This window comes from Rickettsia endosymbiont of Gonocerus acuteangulatus, from assembly GCF_964026435.1.
Lineage (GTDB): Bacteria > Pseudomonadota > Alphaproteobacteria > Rickettsiales > Rickettsiaceae > Rickettsia.
Map to the genome: position 1 here is coordinate 19,359 of NZ_OZ032147.1, position 18,578 is coordinate 37,936.

Here is an 18,578-nt window from a genome sequence, read left to right on the forward strand (position 1 = left end):
GGTAGTATGTAGAGAATACCATATAATATTCTGGAATAGATAAGTTATAACAAAACTTACGCTATGTTTGGTTCTAAATATCGTAAAGATGGAGAACGCAGCTGTTGTTGCATATATTCATCTAAAAGCCCTAACTTTATTTGGTAAACCGTTTTACCGATTGTATTTGCAGTCCTTTTGAGAAATGCCCAAACTAAAAATGCCCAACTAATATGATTACGTTGAATACGCTGTTTCCTGCATTGACAACGTTCTATCCCAGTAAGTTGCTTAATTTCTCTGTGCATGCTCTCAATTACCCATCGAAAGCCACACTCATCTTGTGCAGCTTTAGAAGATTTGTGAGTTTTGTTATTGGTAACAACATACTCAACTCTGTTGGTAGAAACAGTAAATTTAAACAAATTAACATGCTTATTTTTAGCAAAGCCTTTTATATGAATCTCTACTCCATGCCTGATCTCTTCATCTGAAAATGTCAACTCTTTTACAGCTTTATAAGGTTTAGAATCGTGCGTTTTACTAACGTTTCTATTGGCTTTAATAGGGGCATAATAATATTTCCCCAGAGAGTCAACATGTTGCATAATTTTGTGTGTAGAATACCATGTGTCAAAAAGTACTGTTTGAAAAGGAATCTTCTTGCTATAAACAGCATTATTTAACATGTTTAATAGGTGTTCTAGTTTTGTTGCTCCATCATGATCAGGTGCAAAAATTCGATAATCTATTACCCAAAACTTATTAATATCAGGGTTATAATATACCAGACTCACTACTCCTATACCTTTAGTAACTCTACCTGTAGCTCCACTGTACTGCGATCTTGCAATTTCTATTTGCTTCATATTCCTTTTATTTAAAACCGTATCATCAAATATTGTATATCCATTAGATGAAAAAAATAACATCATTCTTGATGTGTTCCCATAACAAAGAAGGTGTATATTTTTCATTCCTTAAAAATCTATTAATAACATCATGACTACATTTCTTTGCATGTTCAGCGTAGTAGGTTAAACTATAATTCTTTTGGCTAACTATTAAAAATTGACAATAATCTGTCCTATTAATTGGTATTGCTTGCAACTTTATCCTCTTTGACATGTTTAATTATTTTTACAATAATTTATCACTTTTTTACTCATAGCGTAAGTTTTGATAAATTAAAAATGCCATACAAAGAAAGAACAAAAACAGGTTTGCCAAGAAAAATAGATAAGCCAGATATAAAATAACCAATTGGTCACAATATAACGATAGTTTAAGAAAAAGAGGGATGGTCAGCCTGTATTTCCCTGAAGGTGATTTAGAGTCTTTGTTCATTAATACACAACCTTACGTAGAGGGAGAATCTGGGAGGACAACGACATACCAAGTACCATATATACAACTAATTTATACATTATATCGTTTATTTGATTTCGGGCAGCGTCAAATAACAGGTTACTTTGAGGATCTATGGCGGGGCAAGGGTCTTGAGATTCCAGTACCAAGTTTTGGTCATCTATGTGATTTATTTTCACAGATACCATTAGAGGTCAAACAGTTTTGCAATAAACTTGCTGTGCGTATCAAGAATGGCGAAGCTATAGCATAAGTCATTAAGGTACTGACAGAGCGAGAGTATCATGTTATAGTAAGCAAATATTAACAAGCATGTAAAGAGATATGGCACGAGCATATGCAATAGAACTAAGACTAAGAGTTATAAAAGCTGTAGAAGCAGGGATACGAATAAGTAAGGTAAGTAAATTATTTAATGTAAGTCGTGATACTATATATAAATGGAAAAAATTAAAAGATAAGCAAGGTACTTTAGAAGCAGCAACTGGTTATCAGAAAGGACATAGTCATAAGATAAAAGATTCAGAATCTTTTAAAGAATTTTTTAAAGCTAATATGAATAAAACATCAAAGGAGTTAGCAAAGCAATGGGGTAATATTGCATCTGTAACTATTTTAAGACAAATCAGAAAACTTGGTTATAGCTATAAAAAAACTCATTTTCATCCGAAAAGAGATATTAAATTAAGAAATGAATTTATAGCAAAGATACAAACCATCACAAAGGACAAATTAGTATATCTTGATGAATCTGGAATAGAGGATAATGCTTGCAAAGAGTATGGATGGAGCATTATAGGACAAAGGTGTTATGGAGAAAAGGTGTATCAACATAAATTTAGAATAAGTATGATAGCTGGTCTTTGTAATGGTAATCTTATTGCTCCTGTAATATTTGAAGGTAATTGTAATACAGAGGTCTTTAAAACTTATATTAGGGATGTATTAATTACAGAATTACAACCTGGGCAAACCGTTATTATGGATAACATTAATTTTCATAAAAATTCTAAAGTTAAAGAGTTCATTGAATCCGTTGGTTGTACCATATTGTATTTACCAACTTACTCTCCTGATTTAAATCCTATAGAGCATTACTGGTTTAAGATAAAAAATGAAATTAGGAAAGTTGTAGGAGATTTTGAAACATTTTATGATGCTGTTTTTAATACTATTAAATTGTCAGTATCTTAATGATTTATGCTATATATCTCTGATACTAGATAGCACAGGTCTTAGATTTAATACAGCTAGTAACTGGTATGAAACAAAATACAATAAAGTCTGTAAGAATAAGCCATGGCAGAAAATGCATATTTCTATAGATCCTGCAATGAATATTCATGATGTTGAGATTACTGATTGCTATACTGCTGATATAGAGATGCTAGAGTCCTTAATACCAGAGAATATATCGGTAGATAGAGTAATTGCTGATGGTGCTTACTATAAGTATTGAAGGAGTTGAGAAATTAAGTAATTGCGGTATTACGCCAGTAATTCCTCCCCCACGTAATGCTAAGATATATGGTCAAGATAACACCATATGGCATGATAAGGTTGTAAGTTATATTAGTAAGAAAGGTAACATTTATGCATTTTATAAAAAATACTGTTATGGAATTAGGGCACGAATTGAAGCTCAAATTTCAAGAATTAAGAGATGTATTGGTTCATCTCTATTAACTAAAAAAATATCATCACAAAAACGTGAAGCAATTGTTATTACCAATATTATAAATTTATGGAATTCATTCGGTAAATGTGTCGCAGTCAAAATAGGATAATTACATCTAAAAAAGACCAACAGATACCCTTCCGAACAAAGCCGCTTATTATACTCTAATTCGTAGTTTATTTAAATCGCCATACAATAAAATTATACTTATAATTGATAAGCAACTTTTAAAATCTTTCTTAGGTTTATTTCGTTCTATTATTCTTGGTACATTATCATATCTCAAGTTAATTAAAATTTTCATCTATGATGAGAATGATTTTGCTCTAGATATAAAAGCCTTAAAAAGTAATAAAAATTACTTCTGGTCTTATAAAATTAATTACTTTAAAAAACTGATTAATGGGGAGTGATTAGTTCTGCCCGCATGGATCGAAAAGTGCTCTCGATGTCATCTCTTGGCTTGCTAACTAGATCCAGAAAATAATAAAAAATACTAATTTTATTAGTATTTTTAAGCTGGATCTAGTTCCCAAGCCACGGGAGGACAACCTATCCATTAATCCTTGCCATACAAATTCTTTCGGTGATTTCTTTTAATTTTTCTATTCGCTCAATAAGATAAAGCAGCTGTTCTTTCGTAATCTTATAATTTTTATCATATCGTGCATCAACATAAGCTTTTTTTAACAACTCGAAACATTCTTTTCGTTCAGGCGTTGCAATAGGGAAAACTTGTAATAACTTACTGCTATAATTTCCTGCCATACCTCCTAATTCTTCTATATCGTGCAATTTAGGCTTATAGTTAGAAAAAACTAATAAAATAGCACTATAGAAACTTTCGGTAGCTTGATGAAGTGAAAAAGCTGCTATAGCATTCTCAGAATCTTTTAAATAGTTATTTGCTCCTTTTAAAAATCCTTTTCCTCTTCCAAACCAATATTCTAAATAATCTTGAGCAATTTCTTTCATCTCACTCCAAGGTAAATCTTTAGCTTCGCTTAAAGTATACTCACCACTGTCGTATAAAAGTATTCCTTCTTTTTTTATATCGGTATAATAAATAACCTCCTTTTTCTAGTTGCTTATTTACTTCCTCTATTGACTCTAAAATTATTGATATCCGTGAATCATAAGGGATAATCTGATCTTTTATTACTCCTTTTCTTTTTAATCTCTTTTGGGTATATTCCCCGCCGCTTGCGGCGTAATATGGCGGAATGAGCAAATATATACATAAAAGTCATAATGTTACGGTACTGCTGTATCACATGGTATTTCCAGCAAAATATCGCCGAGCAGTGTTTGACGTATCAGTTGATCAAGTATTACGAGAAATATGTTTAGAGATAGAAAAGAGATATCAAATAAAATTTTTAGAAATAGGGGTTGATGAAGATCATGTCCATTTTTTGGTACAATCTGTACCAACCTATAGCGTAACAAAAATAGTAACAACAATTAAAAGTGTTACAGCTCGTCAAATATTTAGACAGTGTCCACAGGTAAAGAAACAATTATGGGGTGGAGAATTTTGGACTGATGGATATTTTACGAGTACGGTAGGTAAGCATGGAAATGAGAATATGATAGGAAAATACGTAAAAAACCAAGGCAAGGAATATCAGAAACTGCATGAGGATCATCAGCTAGCTTTCTTCTAAAATACCCCGCTGCTTGCGGCGGGGATTACTTTTATTTTCTAGTTCGTCATCCCGTGGCAACATTGCCTGCGTGGATCGAAAAGTGATCTCGGTGTCATTCCCGCGGAGGCGGGAATCCAGAAAATTTAAATAAATACAATTCTTGATTATAAAAACCAGTTATATTTATGTTTAGTAATTAATGGATTCCCGCCTCCGCAGGAATGACACCGAAGTCATACAGCAACCTAGGTCAAGCAACTAAATAACACCGAAAACGTTTTTCGATTTAACTTTCTTCTTCTAATAATTCAAAGTTTAATCCATTCATTATTTCTTCCGCTTCTTCTAAATATTGAGGGGATTTTTTCATTGCATTAAAACTCTTTAATAATACCTTCCTGCTCAAATTTAGATTGAAGATTATCAAGTTCATGTATAATTGCTTGACGAATAAAAGCTGTTCTAGATAGTCCTAGTTTTTTAGCAACCTCATTACTTGCTTTAGCTATGTCATCAGGTATAGTAATGGATAAATTTGTCATATCAAATTCTATATTTAATTGCAATATCTAATCTTTTTTAGTGCTGTCATCCTCTTTCATTCCGTCTTTGAAAGCTTTAAGACCTTTGGCAAGGTCGGACATAACTTGTGGTAATTTACCAGCACCGAATAATACAAAAATAATTAATAGAACTATTAATAAATGGCTGAAGCTCATTCCCATAGTATTTCTTGCTATATAAGTTAAAATTTTATTATATTATATATTATAAATCTAATCCAGAGCAAAAATGTTCACTAAAAAACAATTCTCAGAATTCTTTGTTACTTTCTTTTATATCGGAAAAATAAAATATTGCCCAGGCACTTTCGGCTCTCTTGCAGCTTTTCCCCTATGCTACGCTATAATGTATTTTGTTGTTGATAATAAGATAATTATTCCTTTTGCAAATCTTACGCTTAATGAAGCTCAGCTTGTCAGTATGGTCATTATAGCCTCTGCTATATGTTTATTGCTTCTAATATTCGGCACATATTTTACTAAAATATACTTAAAATATACGGATTCTAAAGACCCAAAAGAGGTAGTAATTGACGAGGTAGTAGGGCAGTTACTAACTGTTATTTTAGTATTTTTCTCAGCGATTTTTGCTAATGATTCAAACCTAGTAAAGCATTTAAGTACTTTAAAAGTTAGTATAATATTACTTTTTATATTACCTTTTTGTCTGTTCCGTCTTTTTGATATATTAAAACCTTGGCCTATTAATTGGCTTGATAAAAATATTAAAGGTAGCCTTGGGGTTATGGTTGATGATTTAGCTGCTGCAATCTTCGCTGCAGTAACGCAATATGCAATTGTATTTGTGTTAATTGATAAAACTTATTGAAGCTTTATGTTAAGTATGTTATAATTAATTTATGATTAATTAAGGAGTAAATCATGTATTACTATTATCAAAATTCAAAAATATCTCGATTATGTAATTTAACAAACAGGTTTAAACAATGTCTATCTCACCAACAACTATCCAGCTTATAAAAATTCCATCACTCACGTTTAGTCGTGTTGTGGCTAATTTAATATCTTTCACTACCCCATTCTCATATTACTACACTAAAGTTTCTTATTATCGATATTAATATCGAATTCTAAATTATTACCAATTAACTAAATTCTCTTTTGTTTATTATTTGCGACTTTTTCGGTTTGACTTATGTCATTCCCGCATAGGCGGGAATCCAGCATAAAGCGAGATGAATCGAGCTTTTAATTTTAAAAATCTGTTATATTTATGATTTTTTACTGGATTCCCGCCGTTGCTGGGAATGACACAAATAGTACTTCAAAAGAGAATAACTAAATTAAACAATATTATTCTTATGAGGAAACTATGTCATCTTTATTAGACCACCCAATGGTGTGTTCTGAGCAATTGGAAAAATTTACTGAAACAGATCATGAAATTTGGAAAACATTATTTAACAGACATACCGAATTATTAAAAAACAGAGCTACAAACGAAATAGTAGAAGGAATAGAAAAATTAAAAATTTGTAATGATCGAATTCCTAAATTTACCGAGCTTAATAGAATATTAATGAAAGAAACCAATTTTTCTATAATACCGGTAAAAGGCTTTATACCTGAAGATTTATTTTTTAAATTTCTAGCAGAGCGTAAATTTCCTTCTACCTGTTTTATTCGTCAGCCTCATCAACTTGATTATTTGGAAGAACCCGATATATTCCATGACGTTTTCGGTCATGTGCCGTTACTTGTAAATCCCGTATTTGCTGACTTTATGCAGCAATTTGGGCTAAAAGGTTTAGAAGCCATTGAAGCGGGTATGCTTAAATTTGCCTCAGCTCTATATTGGTTTACGGTTGAATTCAGGCTCATCCAGTCAAATGATAACTTGCGAATATACGGAGCTGGTATTATTTCCTCTAAAGGTGAATCTATTTACTCTTTAGAATCAGAAATTCCTATGCGTTTGGAGTTTGATTTAAATAAGGTGATAAAAACAGAGTATGAGACGGATTCTTTCCAGAAAACATATTTTGTAATTAAAAGTTTTCAACAGCTATTTGATATGCTAAATAATCTAGACTGGAAAAAGATAAAACAATAATAATTAAAAAATAGGTTTATTATGACAATAACATGTTCACTAAGTGATAAAAAATGTATTCCATGCGAGGGAGGTGTTCCGCCTATTGAGAAAAAAGAAATCGATAAATTACTATCTGAATTACAAAATGAATGGATAGTGAATGAGTCAGGACATCTATACAAAAAGTATAAATTTCCTAATTTTATGCAACCTATAGAATTTGCTAATAAAATAGCTGAAATTGCCGAGCAGGAAGTACATCACCCAGATTTGACTATATCTTGGGGAGCTTGCATAGTAGAAATATGGACTCACAAAATTGATGGTCTTACTGAGAGCGATTTTATTTTAGCCGCAAAAATAGACCTTTTGCAAAATTAACTTCTAGAGGTAATTTGTACGTCAATCCGGTACTCGGATCCTCACGTAGGTTTACTACGCTGCGGTCCTGCGTTCCGTGTTTCTTTCAAATTCCTCTCTATAAGTTAAATTTTGCAAGTAGTTTATTTACATTGCTTCTAATTATTCTTCATTTATTTAAAAGCTAAAATATATTAAGTATACATTTAATAAATGAAGAGTTGGGTAGCCAATTTTTCAAATAAAACGAATATACCGCTTTAAATTATCATTGACTAATTGCCAATATAATAATATGATACGACAAATATTTATAAATTTTTAAAGAGATATTTTTCATGTTCGCAGTTATAAAAGCAGGTGGAAAACAATATAAAGTAGACCAAAATAGCGTTATTAAAGTCGAAAAAATTGAAGGTGAGCTTGGCTCTAAAATTCAGCTTAATCAGGTTTTAATGATGGGTGAATATTCAAAGCCTTCTTTTATCGGTACTCCATTAGTAAAAGGAGCTGTTGTTACAGCTGAAATTACTAACCAGCTTAGAGATAATAAAATTATAATTTTTAAGAAAAAACGTAGAAAAAATTATCGTCGTAAAGCCGGTCATCGTCAAGAATTGACAGAGCTGAAAATATTAGATATTACAAAACAATAATAGACTTTTTGTAAAAGTTAATAATAAAGGAATCATAAGATGGCAACCAAAAAAGCTGGTGGTAGTTCTAGGAACGGAAGAGATTCAGCCGGTCGAAGACTTGGCGTTAAAAAAGCTGATGGGCAATATGTAATACCTGGCAATATTATAGTTAGACAACGTGGTACAAAAATCCATCCTGGAGTAAATGTTGGGATTGGTAAGGATCATACTATTTTTGCTTTAACATCAGGAAGAGTAGAGTTTTTAACTAAGCGTGATCATAAAATAGTAAACGTTACAGAAATCGTTAGTGCATAATTAAGATTTTATAGCCTTGCCTGCGTGAGTCGTTTTTTCTCTTGTCATCCCGTGGCTTATCCACGGGAGGCATTGCTTGCGTAGATCTTTTTTCTTTGTCATCCCGTGATTTATTCACGGTATCCAGTTAAAAATGCTATAAATTAGCATTTTTTAAATGAATTACTTCATAATTTTCTCGCAATGACGGAAAAACTAATCCATGCAAGTAAATCTTAAGCGAGAATGACATTATAGTTAACTAGACTGCCGTACCTTTAGCTATTCATCTCCTCGCAGTGACGAAAAAACAAAACAATATTAATACCCCACAAAAACAGCAGTAATAGGCTTCTATATATGGCCTTAATAATTCAAAAATTTGGTGGCACTTCCGTTGCAACTATTGACAGAATAAAAAAATTCATCCCTATTATAAAAACTGAAATAGCTAAAAATAATCAAGTAATTATAGTAGTTTCTGCTATGGCAGGGGTCACTAATCAACTTGTTACATTGTGTAATGAAGTATCAAGTCTTAACAAATCATCTCAACTTGCAGAATATGATGTAGCACTTTCTAGCGGTGAAATAGTTACGGCTTCATTGCTTGCACTTGCTCTTCAAGAAGAAAATATAAATGCCAGATCATTTTTGGCGTGGCAATTACCAATTTTGACTGATGATAACCACAGTAAAGCTTTAGTAGAATCAGTTGACACGAAATTATTGAAAGAATGTTTAAAGCTAAATATTATTCCTATAATTGCTGGTTTTCAAGGAATCAATAAACATAATAGATTAGTTACATTAGGTAGAGGCAGCTCTGATACTACCGCTGCTTTAATTGCTGCAGCCATGAAAGCTGATAGATGTGATATCTATACGGATGTAGAGGGAGTATTTGCTGCTGATCCAAGAATTATTCCAAAAGCAAAAAAGATAGACGAGATAGACTTTTCAGAAATGTTAGAGTTAGCATTAAGTGGAGCAAAAGTATTACATCCAAGGGCAGCAGAAATAGTAATGCGATATCAAATAGATATGCGTATTCTTTCAACTTTTGCACCTAAAGCAGGTTGCACGTTAATCACTTCAAAAGATAAAATTATGGAAAAAAGGATAATTAGCGGTATTACTTCTAATAAAAATTTATTATATATAACTTTAGAAAACTCTTCATTAGACTTTATCCAAGTTGCGAGTATCATTGCACAAAATAATAATCATATTGAGTTAATGCAAGAAATAGAGCATAACAAAAGATATAGTTTTATTACTAATTTAACAGATAAAAATAGTTTACATATATTACTTACTAATTTGAAAAATAATAATCAAATAAGTAATTTCACTTTTGATACTGAAATTGCTACAGTTTCAATTATTGGTCATGGGATTAAAAATGATTTGAAATTGCTTGAAATGATATTATCGGAATTAGCAAAAGATAATATAAATGTTCAAATGATACAAATATCAGAAATTAAAATTATTCTATTAATAAATGATAAGCAAGTAGAGAAAACAATCTGTAATCTATATAATCTCCTTGAAACCTCCAAAATACTTCACTAATAGCTCTATTTTATTGTTTGCATAATAAATTATCTTCTATTTACCATTTATTAGTTATATATTAATAAATAATTTTTCAAAAAATATAAAAACCTTACCACTTAGAAATGAATATATATCTGTAGGAAAAAACAATGGGTGAAATTTTAAAAAATAATGGAAGTAATAAGCAAAAATTTGAAGCAAGTAATAATCCTATTGAAATTATAAAAAAGCCTAAAATTGAAGAAAAATATAGAGAGCATTTAAAAGAATTCATAGACAAAGTAATAGTTGAAAAAAAATTAAAAGGTAATCAAAAATCAGATAAAGGTTATTACAAGTTAGCTAATATATTAGGATGTCATGAAACTACAATAGATAGATTTATGAGAGATGATATAAATATGCCTAGTAGTAAAACAATTGTTGCTCTTGCTGATTACATACAAGTTTCGTTAGATGAAGTTGTTGGCAGAGATCTTGCTAAAGAAATAGAATTAAAGAAATCAAAAGAAATAAATATTAATAAGAAAGAAGTAGAATCAAATATACCAGCATTTTTAACTCAACTACCAAAAGAAGCTCTGCAATCTGTCATGGAAGTAAGAGAAAAAGCAGCAGGGTTTGCACATAAATCAGTACAAAAGCCAAATGAGACAAAAAAATCTTTTACAGAAAAAGAGCAAGCTAAACGATCTAATAAACAAACCGAAAGATCACGTTAAAATAAAAATATGTTTTATAACCTTGATCCTAATATTAAGCCCAAAAATTTGCTTGATATCTTAAAGTGGAAAATGACTTCAAAAAAGTCAGAATGGTTACCATTATCGGAATCTATTATAACCGATATTCCTCCAATAACTCATGATGAGAATATAAGGGTAAGCTATGTAGGTCACGTTACTTTCTTAATTCAAGTGCAAGGTCTAAATATTTTAACTGATCCGGTTTGGTTGGAGCGAGCAAGCCCTTTTACTTTTGTAGGACCGAAAAGAGTAGTCAAAACTTACGCTATGTTTGATATAATGCCCATGAATTAAGGGATATTATGAATGCTTCACTATAAAACATTGCTGTGTAATAAGAGTTTTTAGCATATTTGCTATAACATAGCGTAAGTTTTGTAGTAAAACCCGGTATTGATTTTGCCGATTTGCCTAAAATAGATTTTATATTAATAAGCCATAATCATTATGATCATCTAGATATTAAAACGATTAACGATTTATGGCTGCGGGATAAGCCTAAAATTATTACTCCTCTTAAGAATGATATAATAATAAAAAAACATATTAAAGATGCTGAAATTTTTACTTTAGGGTGGGGTGAATCTTACAAAGATCAAAATATAGAATATTGCTTAGAGTCAGCACAACATTGGTCCGCTAGAGGAATATTTGATAAGAACAAAGCATTATGGGGAACTTTTATTATTAAAACCAAGATGGGTGATATTTGTTTTATAGGTGACTCAGGTTATATTTTTAAAGAGATCGGCAAAAAATATAATATTTTACTTAGCCTTATTCCAATAGGAGCTTATGAACCAAGATGGTTCATGCAACCGGTACATATGAACCCTGAGGAAGCAGTATTTGCTCACCTAGATTTACGATCTAAATTTTCTATAGCCAGTCATTTCGATGTCTTTCAATCTCTTTTGGGTATATTCCCCGCCGCTTGCGGCGTAATATGGCGGAATGAGCAAATATATACATAAAAGTCATAATGTTACGGTACTGCTGTATCACATGGTATTTCCAGCAAAATATCGCCGAGCAGTGTTTGACGTATCAGTTGATCAAGTATTACGAGAAATATGTTTAGAGATAGAAAAGAGATATCAAATAAAATTTTTAGAAATAGGGGTTGATGAAGATCATGTCCATTTTTTGGTACAATCTGTACCAACCTATAGCGTAACAAAAATAGTAACAACAATTAAAAGTGTTACAGCTCGTCAAATATTTAGACAGTGTCCACAGGTAAAGAAACAATTATGGGGTGGAGAATTTTGGACTGATGGATATTTTACGAGTACGGTAGGTAAGCATGGAAATGAGAATATGATAGGAAAATACGTAAAAAACCAAGGCAAGGAATATCAGAAACTGTATGAGGATCATCAGCTAGCTTTCTTCTAAAATACCCCGCTGCTTGCGGCGGGGATTACTTTTATTATTTGATGAAAATAATAAGTTACTTTAAAATGATGAAATTGAAAAATTTATTATTTTAGTTTCTCTATCTCTTCCTTAGTTAATTTTGTTATTCTTATGATAGTTTCTAAGGGTAATTTTTCTTTTATCATTTCCTTTGCCATAATGATTTTTTCTTCAGCTTTGCCTCGTGCTTCAGCATCCATAATTTTCTGTTCTTCTACAGCTAAATTATCCATTTCGGTTTTTACCATTTTTTCATAGGTGTTGAGATCTTCTTCCGACCAACTAGCTTGATCTAAAGCATAAAAAGCTTTTTTAATGATAAGATCATGACCTATTAAATTGTCAGTATCTTAATGATTTATGCTATACCTTAATGACTTATGCTATACTTTCATGTGCATGTTTAAAAAAATATGCCCATTTTTCTTGAAGATTCTCTAATTGGTTTAGTTCTTTATTAAATTTCTCTAATTCTAAAAAAATAAAATAAAAATCCTGTAAATCATTCTCATAGGTTTTAGTATCAAGTAGCCTATGGTTTGATCTCCAGTCCTTTTTATTTGGGAATAGGACAAAATCAGCAATAGCAAGGAATATAACGCCTTTTAGCTTTGCATATACTGCCATTTTTTTATGATTTTCATCTTCTTTAATTATTTGCCTTGAATAGGCTTTTGCAGCATAAAGTTGGGCTCTTTTTTCAAATCCTGGATGTTTGCTTATTTGCATCTCTACAATAAATTATGTGCCGTTTTCATCTTTGCACAACACATCAACGATAGATTGTCTATAAATTGCAATATCAGGGTCTTGATTAGTTTTTAAAAAAGTAACTTCTTTAATTTGTTCTTCCCCTGTATAACCTAAAATATCATTTAAAAAATGGATAAGTATGTCCTTATTCTTTTCTCTTCCAAATATTTGTATGAATGCAAAATTATTCTTGGGGTCAAGGAAGTGTGTAATTAACATAAACGTAATCTGTTCTGAAATAATAATTATTATAACAAAACTTACGCTATGTTTGGTTCTAAATATCGTAAAGATGGAGAACGCAGCTGTTGTTGCATATAGTCATCTAAAAGCCCTAACTTTATTTGGTAAACCGTTTTACCGATTGTATTTGCAGTCCTTTTGAGAAATGCCCAAACTAAAAATGCCCAACTAATATGATTACGTTGAATACGCTGTTTCCTGCATTGACAACGTTCTATCCCAGTAAGTTGCTTAATTTCTCTGTGCATGCTCTCAATTACCCATCGAAAGCCACACTCATCTTGTGCAGCTTTAGAAGGTTTTTGAGTTTTGTTATTGGTAACAACATACTCAACTCTGTTGGTAGAAACAGTAAATTTAAACAAATTAACATGCTTATTTTTAGCAAAGCCTTTTATATGAATCTCTACTCCATGCCTGATCTCTTCATCTGAAAATGTCAACTCTTTTACAGCTTTATAAGGTTTAGAATCGTGTGTTTTACTAACGTTTCTATTGGCTTTAATAGGGGCATAATAATATTTCCCCAGAGAGTCAACATGTTGCATAATTTTGTGTGTAGAATACCATGTGTCAAAAAGTACTGTTTGAAAAGGAATCTTCTTGCTATAAACAGCATTATTTAACATGTTTAATAGGTGTTCTAGTTTTGTTGCTCCATCATGATCAGGTGCAAAAATTCGATAATCTATTACCCAAAACTTATTAATATCAGGGTTATAATATACCAGACTCACTACTCCTATACCTTTAGTAACTCTACCTGTAGCTCCACTGTACTGCGATCTTGCAATTTCTATTTGCTTCGTATTCCTTTTATTTAAAACCGTATCATCAAATATTGTATATCCATTAGATGAAAAAATAACATCATTCTTGATGTGTTCCCATAACAAAGAAGGTGTATATTTTTCATTCCTTAAAAATCTATTAATAACATCATGACTACATTTCTTTGCATGTTCAGCGTAGTAGGTTAAACTATAATTCTTTTGGCTAACTATTAAAAATTGACAATAATCTGTCCTATTAATTGGTATTGCTTGCAACTTTATCCTCTTTGACATGTTTAATTATTTTTACAATAATTTATCACTTTTTTACTCATAGCGTAAGTTTTGATAAAATAACCAATTGGTCACAATATAACGATAGTTTAAGAAAAAGAGGGATGGTCAGCCTGTATTTCCCTGAAGGTGATTTAGAGTCTTTGTTCATTAATACACAACCTTACGTAGAGGGAGAATCTGGGAGGACAACGACATACCAAGTACCATATATACAACTAATTTATACATTATATCGTTTATTTGATTTCGGGCAGCGTCAAATAACAGGTTACTTTGAGTGAAAATTCAAGGACTAAGTAGAACAAAACCTATAAATTTTCTGCCCAAATTTCATTGGGGGTTTTATAACCAAAAATCTTTCTTGGCATGTTATTTAAAATCTCAGCAATATTGTCAAGACCTCTTTGTGTAACGGTTGTAATATCTGTATTTTTAGGTAAAATTCTATGAATCATAGAATTCATTTTCTCCACTAGTGCTTTTTGTCTAGGGCGGTATGGATCACAAAAGAAAGTTTGAAACCCAGATAGTCTATAAGCAAGATGCCCTACAAACTCTTTGCCATTATCCATAGTAATAGTCTTTCTAACACTACTTGGCAGCGTTTTGATCTTTTTTAAAAACCCAGTGGTAACTGTTTTAGCTCTTTTGGAGTTATTCAGCACTAAAATAATCTTTTGACTCTTTTTATCCACCAGCACACCGATATTCATACTTTGATTACCTTTATGAAATGTAAGATCTGCCTCAAAATGCCCTACTTCTAGCTTTTGCATTGCTATTGCATCACGCTGATGTATTGAGATCCTTTGTGGTATAATGATCCTTTGATGCCTTGTCCCCCTTTCTTGCCTTTTATATCTTTTAGACGGTAAATAGCTATATAACTTTAATTTAGCTGCTACTGCAGAAGTGTAGACGAATCTATATATACAAAACTTACACTATGTTTGGTTCTAAATATCGTAAAGATGGAGAACGCAGCTGTTGTTGCATATAGTCATCTAAAAGCCCTAACTTTATTTGGTAAACCGTTTTACCGATTGTATTTGCAGTCCTTTTAATGCCCAAACTAAAAATGCACAACTAATATGATTACGTTGAATACGCTGTTTCCTGCATTGACAACGTTCTATCCCAGTAAGTTGCTTAATTTCTCTGTGCATGCTCTCAATTACCCATCGAAAGCCACACTCATCTTGTGCAGCTTTAGAAGATTTTTGAGTTTTGTTACAAAACTTACGCTATGTTTGATATAATGCCCATGAATTAAGGGATATTATGAAGTGCTTCACTATAAAACATTGCTGTGTAATAAGAGTTTTTAGCATATTTGCTATAACATAGCGTAAGTTTTGGTTATTGGTAACAACATACTCAACTCTGTTGGTAGGAACAGTAAATTTAAACAAATTAACATGCTTATTTTTAGCAAAGCCTTTTATATGAATCTCTACTCCATGCCTGATCTCTTCATCTGAAAATGTCAACTCTTTTACAGCTTTATAAGGTTTAGAATCGTGCGTTTTACTAACGTTTCTATTGGCTTTAATAGGGGCATAATAATATTTCCCCAGAGAGTCAACATGTTGCATAATTTTGTGTGTAGAATACCATGTGTCAAAAAGTACTGTTTGAAAAGGAATCTTCTTGCTATAAACAGCATTATTTAACATGTTTAATAGGTGTTCTAGTTTTGTTGCTCCATCATGATCAGGTGCAAAAATTCGATAATCTATTACCCAAAACTTATTAATATCAGGGTTATAATATACCAGACTCACTACTCCTATACCTTTAGTAACTCTACCTGTAGCTCCACTGTACTGCGATCTTGCAATTTCTATTTGCTTCGTATTCCTTTTATTTAAAACCGTATCATCAAATATTGTATATCCATTAGATGAAAAAATAACATCATTCTTGATGTGTTCCCATAACAAAGAAGGTGTATATTTTTCATTCCTTAAAAATCTATTAATAACATCATGACTACATTTCTTTGCATGTTCAGCGTAGTAGGTTAAACTATAATTCTTTTGGCTAACTATTAAAAATTGACAATAATCTGTCCTATTAATTGGTATTGCTTGCAACTTTATCCTCTTTGACATGTTTAATTATTTTTACAATAATTTATCACTTTTTTACTCATAGCGTAAGTTTTGTATTAATTCTTTTTTGGTTGTTAACTCTTGGTTTTAAGACTTCATTAACCTAGTAATTCACTGCTATATTCTTCTAGCTCACCTACCCTACTTGCAACTCTTTCCATGAACTCATTAATTACCAAGTCCTTCTGAATGCTCATTTGCTTTAAATTCTTTCTTAAAAATGACTCCCCCGCATAACTTGAGAAAAAACCTGATATGGATAACTCCTTCATACGCTCATGCATGTTTTTGGGACTTTGGTTTGTGTCTTGGTTTCGGTTTTGCAATACTTTTCTAGTTGCTGCAAAATCGTATCCTTGTTCCTTAAACATTTTAAACTCCTCTGTAATGCTGTAAGTACTGCAAGCTTCTGCGTGCTCTCTTGCAGCATGGCTCTTGGTCTCAAGGTTCTGATTCTCTGCAGCATCACTTGGCTTAGCCGCTATCTCATCTGCAAATCTTGCATATATTAGTTTTCTAGGCACTGTTGCAAATAGGTATTGTGGGTGTATTTTGTGAAGGGAGTGAAATATGTTATGTATTAAAAGGCTAATAGATTTTCAGTAATAATTCTGATTTCGCCGTGAATACCTTGACCATATTTCCATAATTCAAATCTTCCTTTTTTAAACATTCGCATTATCTCAAATCCTTTAATAGTTGCATAAGCTGTTTTCATTGATTTAAAACCAAGAGTAGGTTTAATCAGTCGTTTCAGCTTACCATGATCAGATTCTATTATATTATTCAGATACTTAATCTGCCGATGTTCTAACTCTTGTGAGCATTTGCCTTCTGATTTGAGTAGAGTAATTGCTTTACTATAAGCTGGGTTCTTATCAGTATTAATTGTTTCCGGATGTGAATATTCTGGGATTGATTTCAAGGCTTTACCTAGGAAACGCTTAGCAGCGTTAGCATTACGAGTAGATGATAGGTAAAAATCAATTGTATCCCCATATTTGTCTACAGCTCTATACAAATATGCCCATTTACCTTTTACTTTAATGTATGTCTCATCTACTCTCCAACTAAACCCTGACTTAGGCTTCCAGCACCATTTTAATTTATCTAATATCTTTGGGGCATAATACTGAACCCAACGGTAAATTGTAGAGTGATCTACCTCTACACCTCTTTCCTCTAACATCTCTTCTAAATCTCGATAGCTAATACCGTACTTACAGTACCACCTTACTGCCCATATTATTATATCGTATTTAAAATGACGTCTCTTAAAAAAATTCATAAAGCTTATCTATAACAATTTATTCCCTATTCTTATATACTAATATTTCCTATTTGCAACAGGGCCTTATTTACTTATATGCAAAAGGTTACATTTTTATAACAAATTCATACTTGGCATTTCATTAACCTCTTTTATCGAGGAGGTGGAGTCGTGTATGTCAAGACTTACTAGCATTTTTGCTTATAGACGTGCCATTGATGATCAAGATATACAAAATAATCAGACACCATCACCGAGTATAAGTCAGGAACTAGAGCATCAAAATTGGGGTCCCCCAGTAGGTATATTTTTGTCAATTATTTCCATTGGGTTGTTTATATTTTATAAGTCTAAGTCATATTCCAAAATTAATAATGTGAAAATACTATAAGTAAGTAGAACAGAACCTATTTAAAATAATAAGATTTTAAATAGGTAATGATGAACAGAAAATATAGACACTTATCTCGAGAAGAGAGATATGAGATAAAAAGAATGTATGACCTAGGAGTCAGTATTAATAAGATAGCACAACATCTTACGAGGTCTAAAAGCACTATTAGTATGGAGCTACAAAACTTACGCTATGTTATAGCAAATATGCTAAAAACTCTTATTACACAGCAATGTTTTATAGTGAAGCACTTCATAATATCCCTTAATTCATGGGCATTATATCAAACATAGCGTAAGTTTTGGCTAAAAAGAAATAAGGCAAAACTTACGCTATGTTTGATATAATTCCTATAAATTAAAGGATATTATAAAGTGATGCACTGTAAAAACATAGCTTTGTAGTAAGGGTTTTTAGC

General features: G+C 31.6%; 31 protein-coding genes and 1 pseudogene. 17 read left to right on the forward strand and 15 right to left on the reverse strand.

Annotation, left to right across the window (positions count from 1 at the left end; all coding sequences use genetic code 11):
* Positions 1–56: 56 nt before the first annotated feature.
* Together AAGD55_RS00130 and AAGD55_RS00135 are read right to left on the reverse strand one after the other, a co-directional pair.
* Positions 57–911 (reverse strand): transposase, encoded by an 855-nt coding sequence (locus AAGD55_RS00130; RefSeq protein WP_341791676.1) that lies wholly within the window; start codon positions 909–911, stop codon positions 57–59.
* Positions 892–1,107, reverse strand: a complete 216-nt coding sequence (locus tag AAGD55_RS00135) for a hypothetical protein (protein ID WP_341790946.1) — start codon at positions 1,105–1,107, stop codon at positions 892–894. Before AAGD55_RS00135 ends, AAGD55_RS00130 begins: the two co-directional genes overlap by 20 nt.
* A gap of 172 nt (positions 1,108–1,279) precedes the next feature.
* On the opposite strand from AAGD55_RS00135, the gene AAGD55_RS00140 reads away from it, so the two are divergent.
* The 4 genes from AAGD55_RS00140 to AAGD55_RS00155 all read left to right on the forward strand — a co-directional run bounded on the left by AAGD55_RS00140 (position 1,280) and on the right by AAGD55_RS00155 (position 3,134).
* On the forward strand, positions 1,280–1,600 hold the full coding sequence (locus tag AAGD55_RS00140; protein WP_341791677.1) for a transposase: 321 nt from the start codon (positions 1,280–1,282) through the stop codon (positions 1,598–1,600).
* A gap of 71 nt (positions 1,601–1,671) precedes the next feature.
* Positions 1,672–2,541 (forward strand): IS630 family transposase, encoded by an 870-nt coding sequence (locus tag AAGD55_RS00145; RefSeq protein WP_341790833.1) that lies wholly within the window; start codon positions 1,672–1,674, stop codon positions 2,539–2,541.
* Positions 2,504–2,806: a transposase gene (locus AAGD55_RS00150; RefSeq protein ID WP_341792477.1), complete on the forward strand. Its 303-nt coding sequence runs from the start codon at positions 2,504–2,506 to the stop codon at positions 2,804–2,806. The genes AAGD55_RS00145 and AAGD55_RS00150 overlap by 38 nt, the downstream gene beginning before the upstream one ends.
* Positions 2,784–3,134, forward strand: a complete 351-nt coding sequence (locus tag AAGD55_RS00155) for a hypothetical protein (protein WP_341791678.1) — start codon at positions 2,784–2,786, stop codon at positions 3,132–3,134. Before AAGD55_RS00150 ends, AAGD55_RS00155 begins: the two co-directional genes overlap by 23 nt.
* Before the next feature lie 443 nt (positions 3,135–3,577).
* Here AAGD55_RS00155 and AAGD55_RS00160 read toward each other — a convergent pair whose 3' ends face one another.
* Together AAGD55_RS00160 and AAGD55_RS00165 are read right to left on the reverse strand one after the other, a co-directional pair.
* On the reverse strand, positions 3,578–4,000 hold the full coding sequence (locus AAGD55_RS00160) for a HEPN domain-containing protein (RefSeq protein WP_341791679.1): 423 nt from the start codon (positions 3,998–4,000) through the stop codon (positions 3,578–3,580).
* Positions 4,001–4,040: 40 nt separating this feature from the next.
* Complete coding sequence (locus tag AAGD55_RS00165; RefSeq protein WP_341791680.1) at positions 4,041–4,256, reverse strand: hypothetical protein; 216 nt, start codon at positions 4,254–4,256, stop codon at positions 4,041–4,043.
* On the opposite strand from AAGD55_RS00165, the gene tnpA (AAGD55_RS00170) reads away from it, so the two are divergent.
* Positions 4,249–4,692, forward strand: a complete 444-nt coding sequence (tnpA, locus tag AAGD55_RS00170; RefSeq protein ID WP_341790826.1) for an IS200/IS605 family transposase — start codon at positions 4,249–4,251, stop codon at positions 4,690–4,692. The two genes, AAGD55_RS00165 and tnpA (AAGD55_RS00170), sit on opposite strands and share 8 nt — an antisense overlap.
* A 356-nt stretch (positions 4,693–5,048) precedes the next feature.
* On the opposite strand, the gene AAGD55_RS00175 is transcribed toward tnpA (AAGD55_RS00170), so the two are convergent.
* Positions 5,049–5,240: a ribbon-helix-helix domain-containing protein gene (locus AAGD55_RS00175; protein ID WP_341791681.1), complete on the reverse strand. Its 192-nt coding sequence runs from the start codon at positions 5,238–5,240 to the stop codon at positions 5,049–5,051.
* A gap of 3 nt (positions 5,241–5,243) precedes the next feature.
* A complete protein-coding gene (locus AAGD55_RS00180; RefSeq protein WP_016947907.1) occupies positions 5,244–5,399 on the reverse strand; it encodes a Sec-independent protein translocase subunit TatA in 156 nt (51 codons plus the stop codon).
* A 67-nt stretch (positions 5,400–5,466) separates the two neighbouring features.
* Here AAGD55_RS00180 and AAGD55_RS00185 point away from each other — a divergent pair, with 67 nt between their 5' ends.
* The 10 genes from AAGD55_RS00185 (at position 5,467) to tnpA (AAGD55_RS00230) (ending at position 12,295) form a co-directional block, all read left to right on the forward strand.
* Entirely contained in the window at positions 5,467–6,066 is a 600-nt protein-coding gene (locus tag AAGD55_RS00185; RefSeq protein WP_341791682.1) for a phosphatidylglycerophosphatase A, read from the forward strand.
* Positions 6,067–6,570: 504 nt separating this feature from the next.
* Positions 6,571–7,311, forward strand: coding sequence for a phenylalanine 4-monooxygenase (locus AAGD55_RS00190; protein WP_341791683.1), 741 nt, complete (start codon positions 6,571–6,573; stop codon positions 7,309–7,311).
* A 21-nt stretch (positions 7,312–7,332) separates the two neighbouring features.
* Positions 7,333–7,674, forward strand: coding sequence for a 4a-hydroxytetrahydrobiopterin dehydratase (locus AAGD55_RS00195; protein WP_341791684.1), 342 nt, complete (start codon positions 7,333–7,335; stop codon positions 7,672–7,674).
* Between the two features lie 317 nt (positions 7,675–7,991).
* Positions 7,992–8,309 carry a 50S ribosomal protein L21 gene (rplU, locus tag AAGD55_RS00200; protein ID WP_341791685.1) on the forward strand — a complete coding sequence of 106 codons (318 nt, stop codon included), beginning with the start codon at positions 7,992–7,994 and terminating at the stop codon, positions 8,307–8,309.
* Between the two features lie 39 nt (positions 8,310–8,348).
* Positions 8,349–8,609 carry a 50S ribosomal protein L27 gene (rpmA, locus tag AAGD55_RS00205; protein WP_341791686.1) on the forward strand — a complete coding sequence of 87 codons (261 nt, stop codon included), beginning with the start codon at positions 8,349–8,351 and terminating at the stop codon, positions 8,607–8,609.
* Positions 8,610–8,948: 339 nt separating this feature from the next.
* Positions 8,949–10,166 carry an aspartate kinase gene (locus AAGD55_RS00210; RefSeq protein WP_341791687.1) on the forward strand — a complete coding sequence of 406 codons (1,218 nt, stop codon included), beginning with the start codon at positions 8,949–8,951 and terminating at the stop codon, positions 10,164–10,166.
* A gap of 134 nt (positions 10,167–10,300) precedes the next feature.
* Complete coding sequence (locus AAGD55_RS00215; protein ID WP_341791688.1) at positions 10,301–10,873, forward strand: hypothetical protein; 573 nt, start codon at positions 10,301–10,303, stop codon at positions 10,871–10,873.
* A gap of 72 nt (positions 10,874–10,945) precedes the next feature.
* A complete protein-coding gene (locus AAGD55_RS00220; RefSeq protein WP_341791689.1) occupies positions 10,946–11,191 on the forward strand; it encodes a hypothetical protein in 246 nt (81 codons plus the stop codon).
* A 98-nt stretch (positions 11,192–11,289) separates the two neighbouring features.
* Positions 11,290–11,871: an MBL fold metallo-hydrolase gene (locus AAGD55_RS00225; RefSeq protein WP_341792478.1), complete on the forward strand. Its 582-nt coding sequence runs from the start codon at positions 11,290–11,292 to the stop codon at positions 11,869–11,871.
* Positions 11,852–12,295 carry an IS200/IS605 family transposase gene (gene tnpA, locus AAGD55_RS00230; protein ID WP_341791690.1) on the forward strand — a complete coding sequence of 148 codons (444 nt, stop codon included), beginning with the start codon at positions 11,852–11,854 and terminating at the stop codon, positions 12,293–12,295. Before AAGD55_RS00225 ends, tnpA (AAGD55_RS00230) begins: the two co-directional genes overlap by 20 nt.
* Positions 12,296–12,381: 86 nt before the next feature.
* Here tnpA (AAGD55_RS00230) and AAGD55_RS00235 read toward each other — a convergent pair whose 3' ends face one another.
* The 3 genes and pseudogenes from AAGD55_RS00235 to AAGD55_RS00245 form a co-directional block, all read right to left on the reverse strand.
* A complete protein-coding gene (locus tag AAGD55_RS00235; RefSeq protein WP_341791691.1) occupies positions 12,382–12,564 on the reverse strand; it encodes a hypothetical protein in 183 nt (60 codons plus the stop codon).
* Between the two features lie 130 nt (positions 12,565–12,694).
* Positions 12,695–13,288: pseudogene (locus AAGD55_RS00240) on the reverse strand (Rpn family recombination-promoting nuclease/putative transposase).
* Between the two features lie 41 nt (positions 13,289–13,329).
* A complete protein-coding gene (locus tag AAGD55_RS00245; RefSeq protein ID WP_341791692.1) occupies positions 13,330–14,379 on the reverse strand; it encodes a transposase in 1,050 nt (349 codons plus the stop codon).
* Here AAGD55_RS00245 and AAGD55_RS00250 point away from each other — a divergent pair.
* Positions 14,346–14,663, forward strand: coding sequence for a hypothetical protein (locus AAGD55_RS00250; RefSeq protein WP_341791693.1), 318 nt, complete (start codon positions 14,346–14,348; stop codon positions 14,661–14,663). The genes AAGD55_RS00245 and AAGD55_RS00250 overlap by 34 nt on opposite strands.
* Positions 14,664–14,690: 27 nt before the next feature.
* Here the strand turns inward: AAGD55_RS00250 and AAGD55_RS00255 are convergent, their stop codons facing one another.
* The 6 genes from AAGD55_RS00255 to AAGD55_RS00280 form a co-directional block, all read right to left on the reverse strand.
* Positions 14,691–15,314: an IS30 family transposase gene (locus AAGD55_RS00255; RefSeq protein ID WP_341792479.1), complete on the reverse strand. Its 624-nt coding sequence runs from the start codon at positions 15,312–15,314 to the stop codon at positions 14,691–14,693.
* Between the two features lie 7 nt (positions 15,315–15,321).
* The gene (locus AAGD55_RS00260; protein WP_341791694.1) at positions 15,322–15,453 is read right to left on the reverse strand and encodes a hypothetical protein; all 132 of its coding nucleotides are present in this window, start codon (positions 15,451–15,453) and stop codon (positions 15,322–15,324) included.
* A complete protein-coding gene (locus AAGD55_RS12280) occupies positions 15,402–15,548 on the reverse strand; it encodes a hypothetical protein (protein WP_410526104.1) in 147 nt (48 codons plus the stop codon). Before AAGD55_RS12280 ends, AAGD55_RS00260 begins: the two co-directional genes overlap by 52 nt.
* Before the next feature lie 78 nt (positions 15,549–15,626).
* Positions 15,627–16,496, reverse strand: coding sequence for a transposase (locus AAGD55_RS00270; RefSeq protein ID WP_341791695.1), 870 nt, complete (start codon positions 16,494–16,496; stop codon positions 15,627–15,629).
* 98 nt (positions 16,497–16,594) lie between these two features.
* On the reverse strand, positions 16,595–17,020 hold the full coding sequence (locus AAGD55_RS00275; RefSeq protein WP_341791696.1) for a hypothetical protein: 426 nt from the start codon (positions 17,018–17,020) through the stop codon (positions 16,595–16,597).
* A gap of 56 nt (positions 17,021–17,076) precedes the next feature.
* Entirely contained in the window at positions 17,077–17,784 is a 708-nt protein-coding gene (locus AAGD55_RS00280) for an IS6 family transposase (RefSeq protein WP_341790969.1), read from the reverse strand.
* 420 nt (positions 17,785–18,204) lie between these two features.
* Between AAGD55_RS00280 and AAGD55_RS00285 the strand changes: the two genes are divergently transcribed.
* Positions 18,205–18,453: a helix-turn-helix domain-containing protein gene (locus AAGD55_RS00285; protein ID WP_341791697.1), complete on the forward strand. Its 249-nt coding sequence runs from the start codon at positions 18,205–18,207 to the stop codon at positions 18,451–18,453.
* The last annotated feature ends 125 nt before the right edge of the window (positions 18,454–18,578 follow it).

Excerpts from the sequence above, each read along its gene's own strand:
- AAGD55_RS00130 (WP_341791676.1), bottom strand. The coding sequence starts at position 911 with ATGTTATTTTTTTCATCTAATGGATATACAATATTTGATGATACGGTT.
- AAGD55_RS00135 (WP_341790946.1), bottom strand. The coding sequence starts at position 1,107 with ATGTCAAAGAGGATAAAGTTGCAAGCAATACCAATTAATAGGACAGAT.
- AAGD55_RS00140 (WP_341791677.1), top strand. The coding sequence starts at position 1,280 with ATGGTCAGCCTGTATTTCCCTGAAGGTGATTTAGAGTCTTTGTTCATT.
- AAGD55_RS00145 (WP_341790833.1), top strand. The coding sequence starts at position 1,672 with ATGGCACGAGCATATGCAATAGAACTAAGACTAAGAGTTATAAAAGCT.
- AAGD55_RS00150 (WP_341792477.1), top strand. The coding sequence starts at position 2,504 with ATGCTGTTTTTAATACTATTAAATTGTCAGTATCTTAATGATTTATGC.
- AAGD55_RS00155 (WP_341791678.1), top strand. The coding sequence starts at position 2,784 with ATGGTGCTTACTATAAGTATTGAAGGAGTTGAGAAATTAAGTAATTGC.
- AAGD55_RS00160 (WP_341791679.1), bottom strand. The coding sequence starts at position 4,000 with ATGAAAGAAATTGCTCAAGATTATTTAGAATATTGGTTTGGAAGAGGA.
- tnpA (WP_341790826.1), top strand. The coding sequence starts at position 4,249 with ATGAGCAAATATATACATAAAAGTCATAATGTTACGGTACTGCTGTAT.
- AAGD55_RS00180 (WP_016947907.1), bottom strand. The coding sequence starts at position 5,399 with ATGGGAATGAGCTTCAGCCATTTATTAATAGTTCTATTAATTATTTTT.
- AAGD55_RS00185 (WP_341791682.1), top strand. The coding sequence starts at position 5,467 with ATGTTCACTAAAAAACAATTCTCAGAATTCTTTGTTACTTTCTTTTAT.
- AAGD55_RS00190 (WP_341791683.1), top strand. The coding sequence starts at position 6,571 with ATGTCATCTTTATTAGACCACCCAATGGTGTGTTCTGAGCAATTGGAA.
- AAGD55_RS00195 (WP_341791684.1), top strand. The coding sequence starts at position 7,333 with ATGACAATAACATGTTCACTAAGTGATAAAAAATGTATTCCATGCGAG.
- rplU (WP_341791685.1), top strand. The coding sequence starts at position 7,992 with ATGTTCGCAGTTATAAAAGCAGGTGGAAAACAATATAAAGTAGACCAA.
- rpmA (WP_341791686.1), top strand. The coding sequence starts at position 8,349 with ATGGCAACCAAAAAAGCTGGTGGTAGTTCTAGGAACGGAAGAGATTCA.
- AAGD55_RS00210 (WP_341791687.1), top strand. The coding sequence starts at position 8,949 with ATGGCCTTAATAATTCAAAAATTTGGTGGCACTTCCGTTGCAACTATT.
- AAGD55_RS00215 (WP_341791688.1), top strand. The coding sequence starts at position 10,301 with ATGGGTGAAATTTTAAAAAATAATGGAAGTAATAAGCAAAAATTTGAA.
- AAGD55_RS00220 (WP_341791689.1), top strand. The coding sequence starts at position 10,946 with ATGACTTCAAAAAAGTCAGAATGGTTACCATTATCGGAATCTATTATA.
- tnpA (WP_341791690.1), top strand. The coding sequence starts at position 11,852 with ATGAGCAAATATATACATAAAAGTCATAATGTTACGGTACTGCTGTAT.
- AAGD55_RS00235 (WP_341791691.1), bottom strand. The coding sequence starts at position 12,564 with ATGGTAAAAACCGAAATGGATAATTTAGCTGTAGAAGAACAGAAAATT.
- AAGD55_RS00245 (WP_341791692.1), bottom strand. The coding sequence starts at position 14,379 with ATGTCAAAGAGGATAAAGTTGCAAGCAATACCAATTAATAGGACAGAT.
- AAGD55_RS12280 (WP_410526104.1), bottom strand. The coding sequence starts at position 15,548 with ATGCACAGAGAAATTAAGCAACTTACTGGGATAGAACGTTGTCAATGC.
- AAGD55_RS00270 (WP_341791695.1), bottom strand. The coding sequence starts at position 16,496 with ATGTCAAAGAGGATAAAGTTGCAAGCAATACCAATTAATAGGACAGAT.
- AAGD55_RS00280 (WP_341790969.1), bottom strand. The coding sequence starts at position 17,784 with ATGAATTTTTTTAAGAGACGTCATTTTAAATACGATATAATAATATGG.
- AAGD55_RS00285 (WP_341791697.1), top strand. The coding sequence starts at position 18,205 with ATGATGAACAGAAAATATAGACACTTATCTCGAGAAGAGAGATATGAG.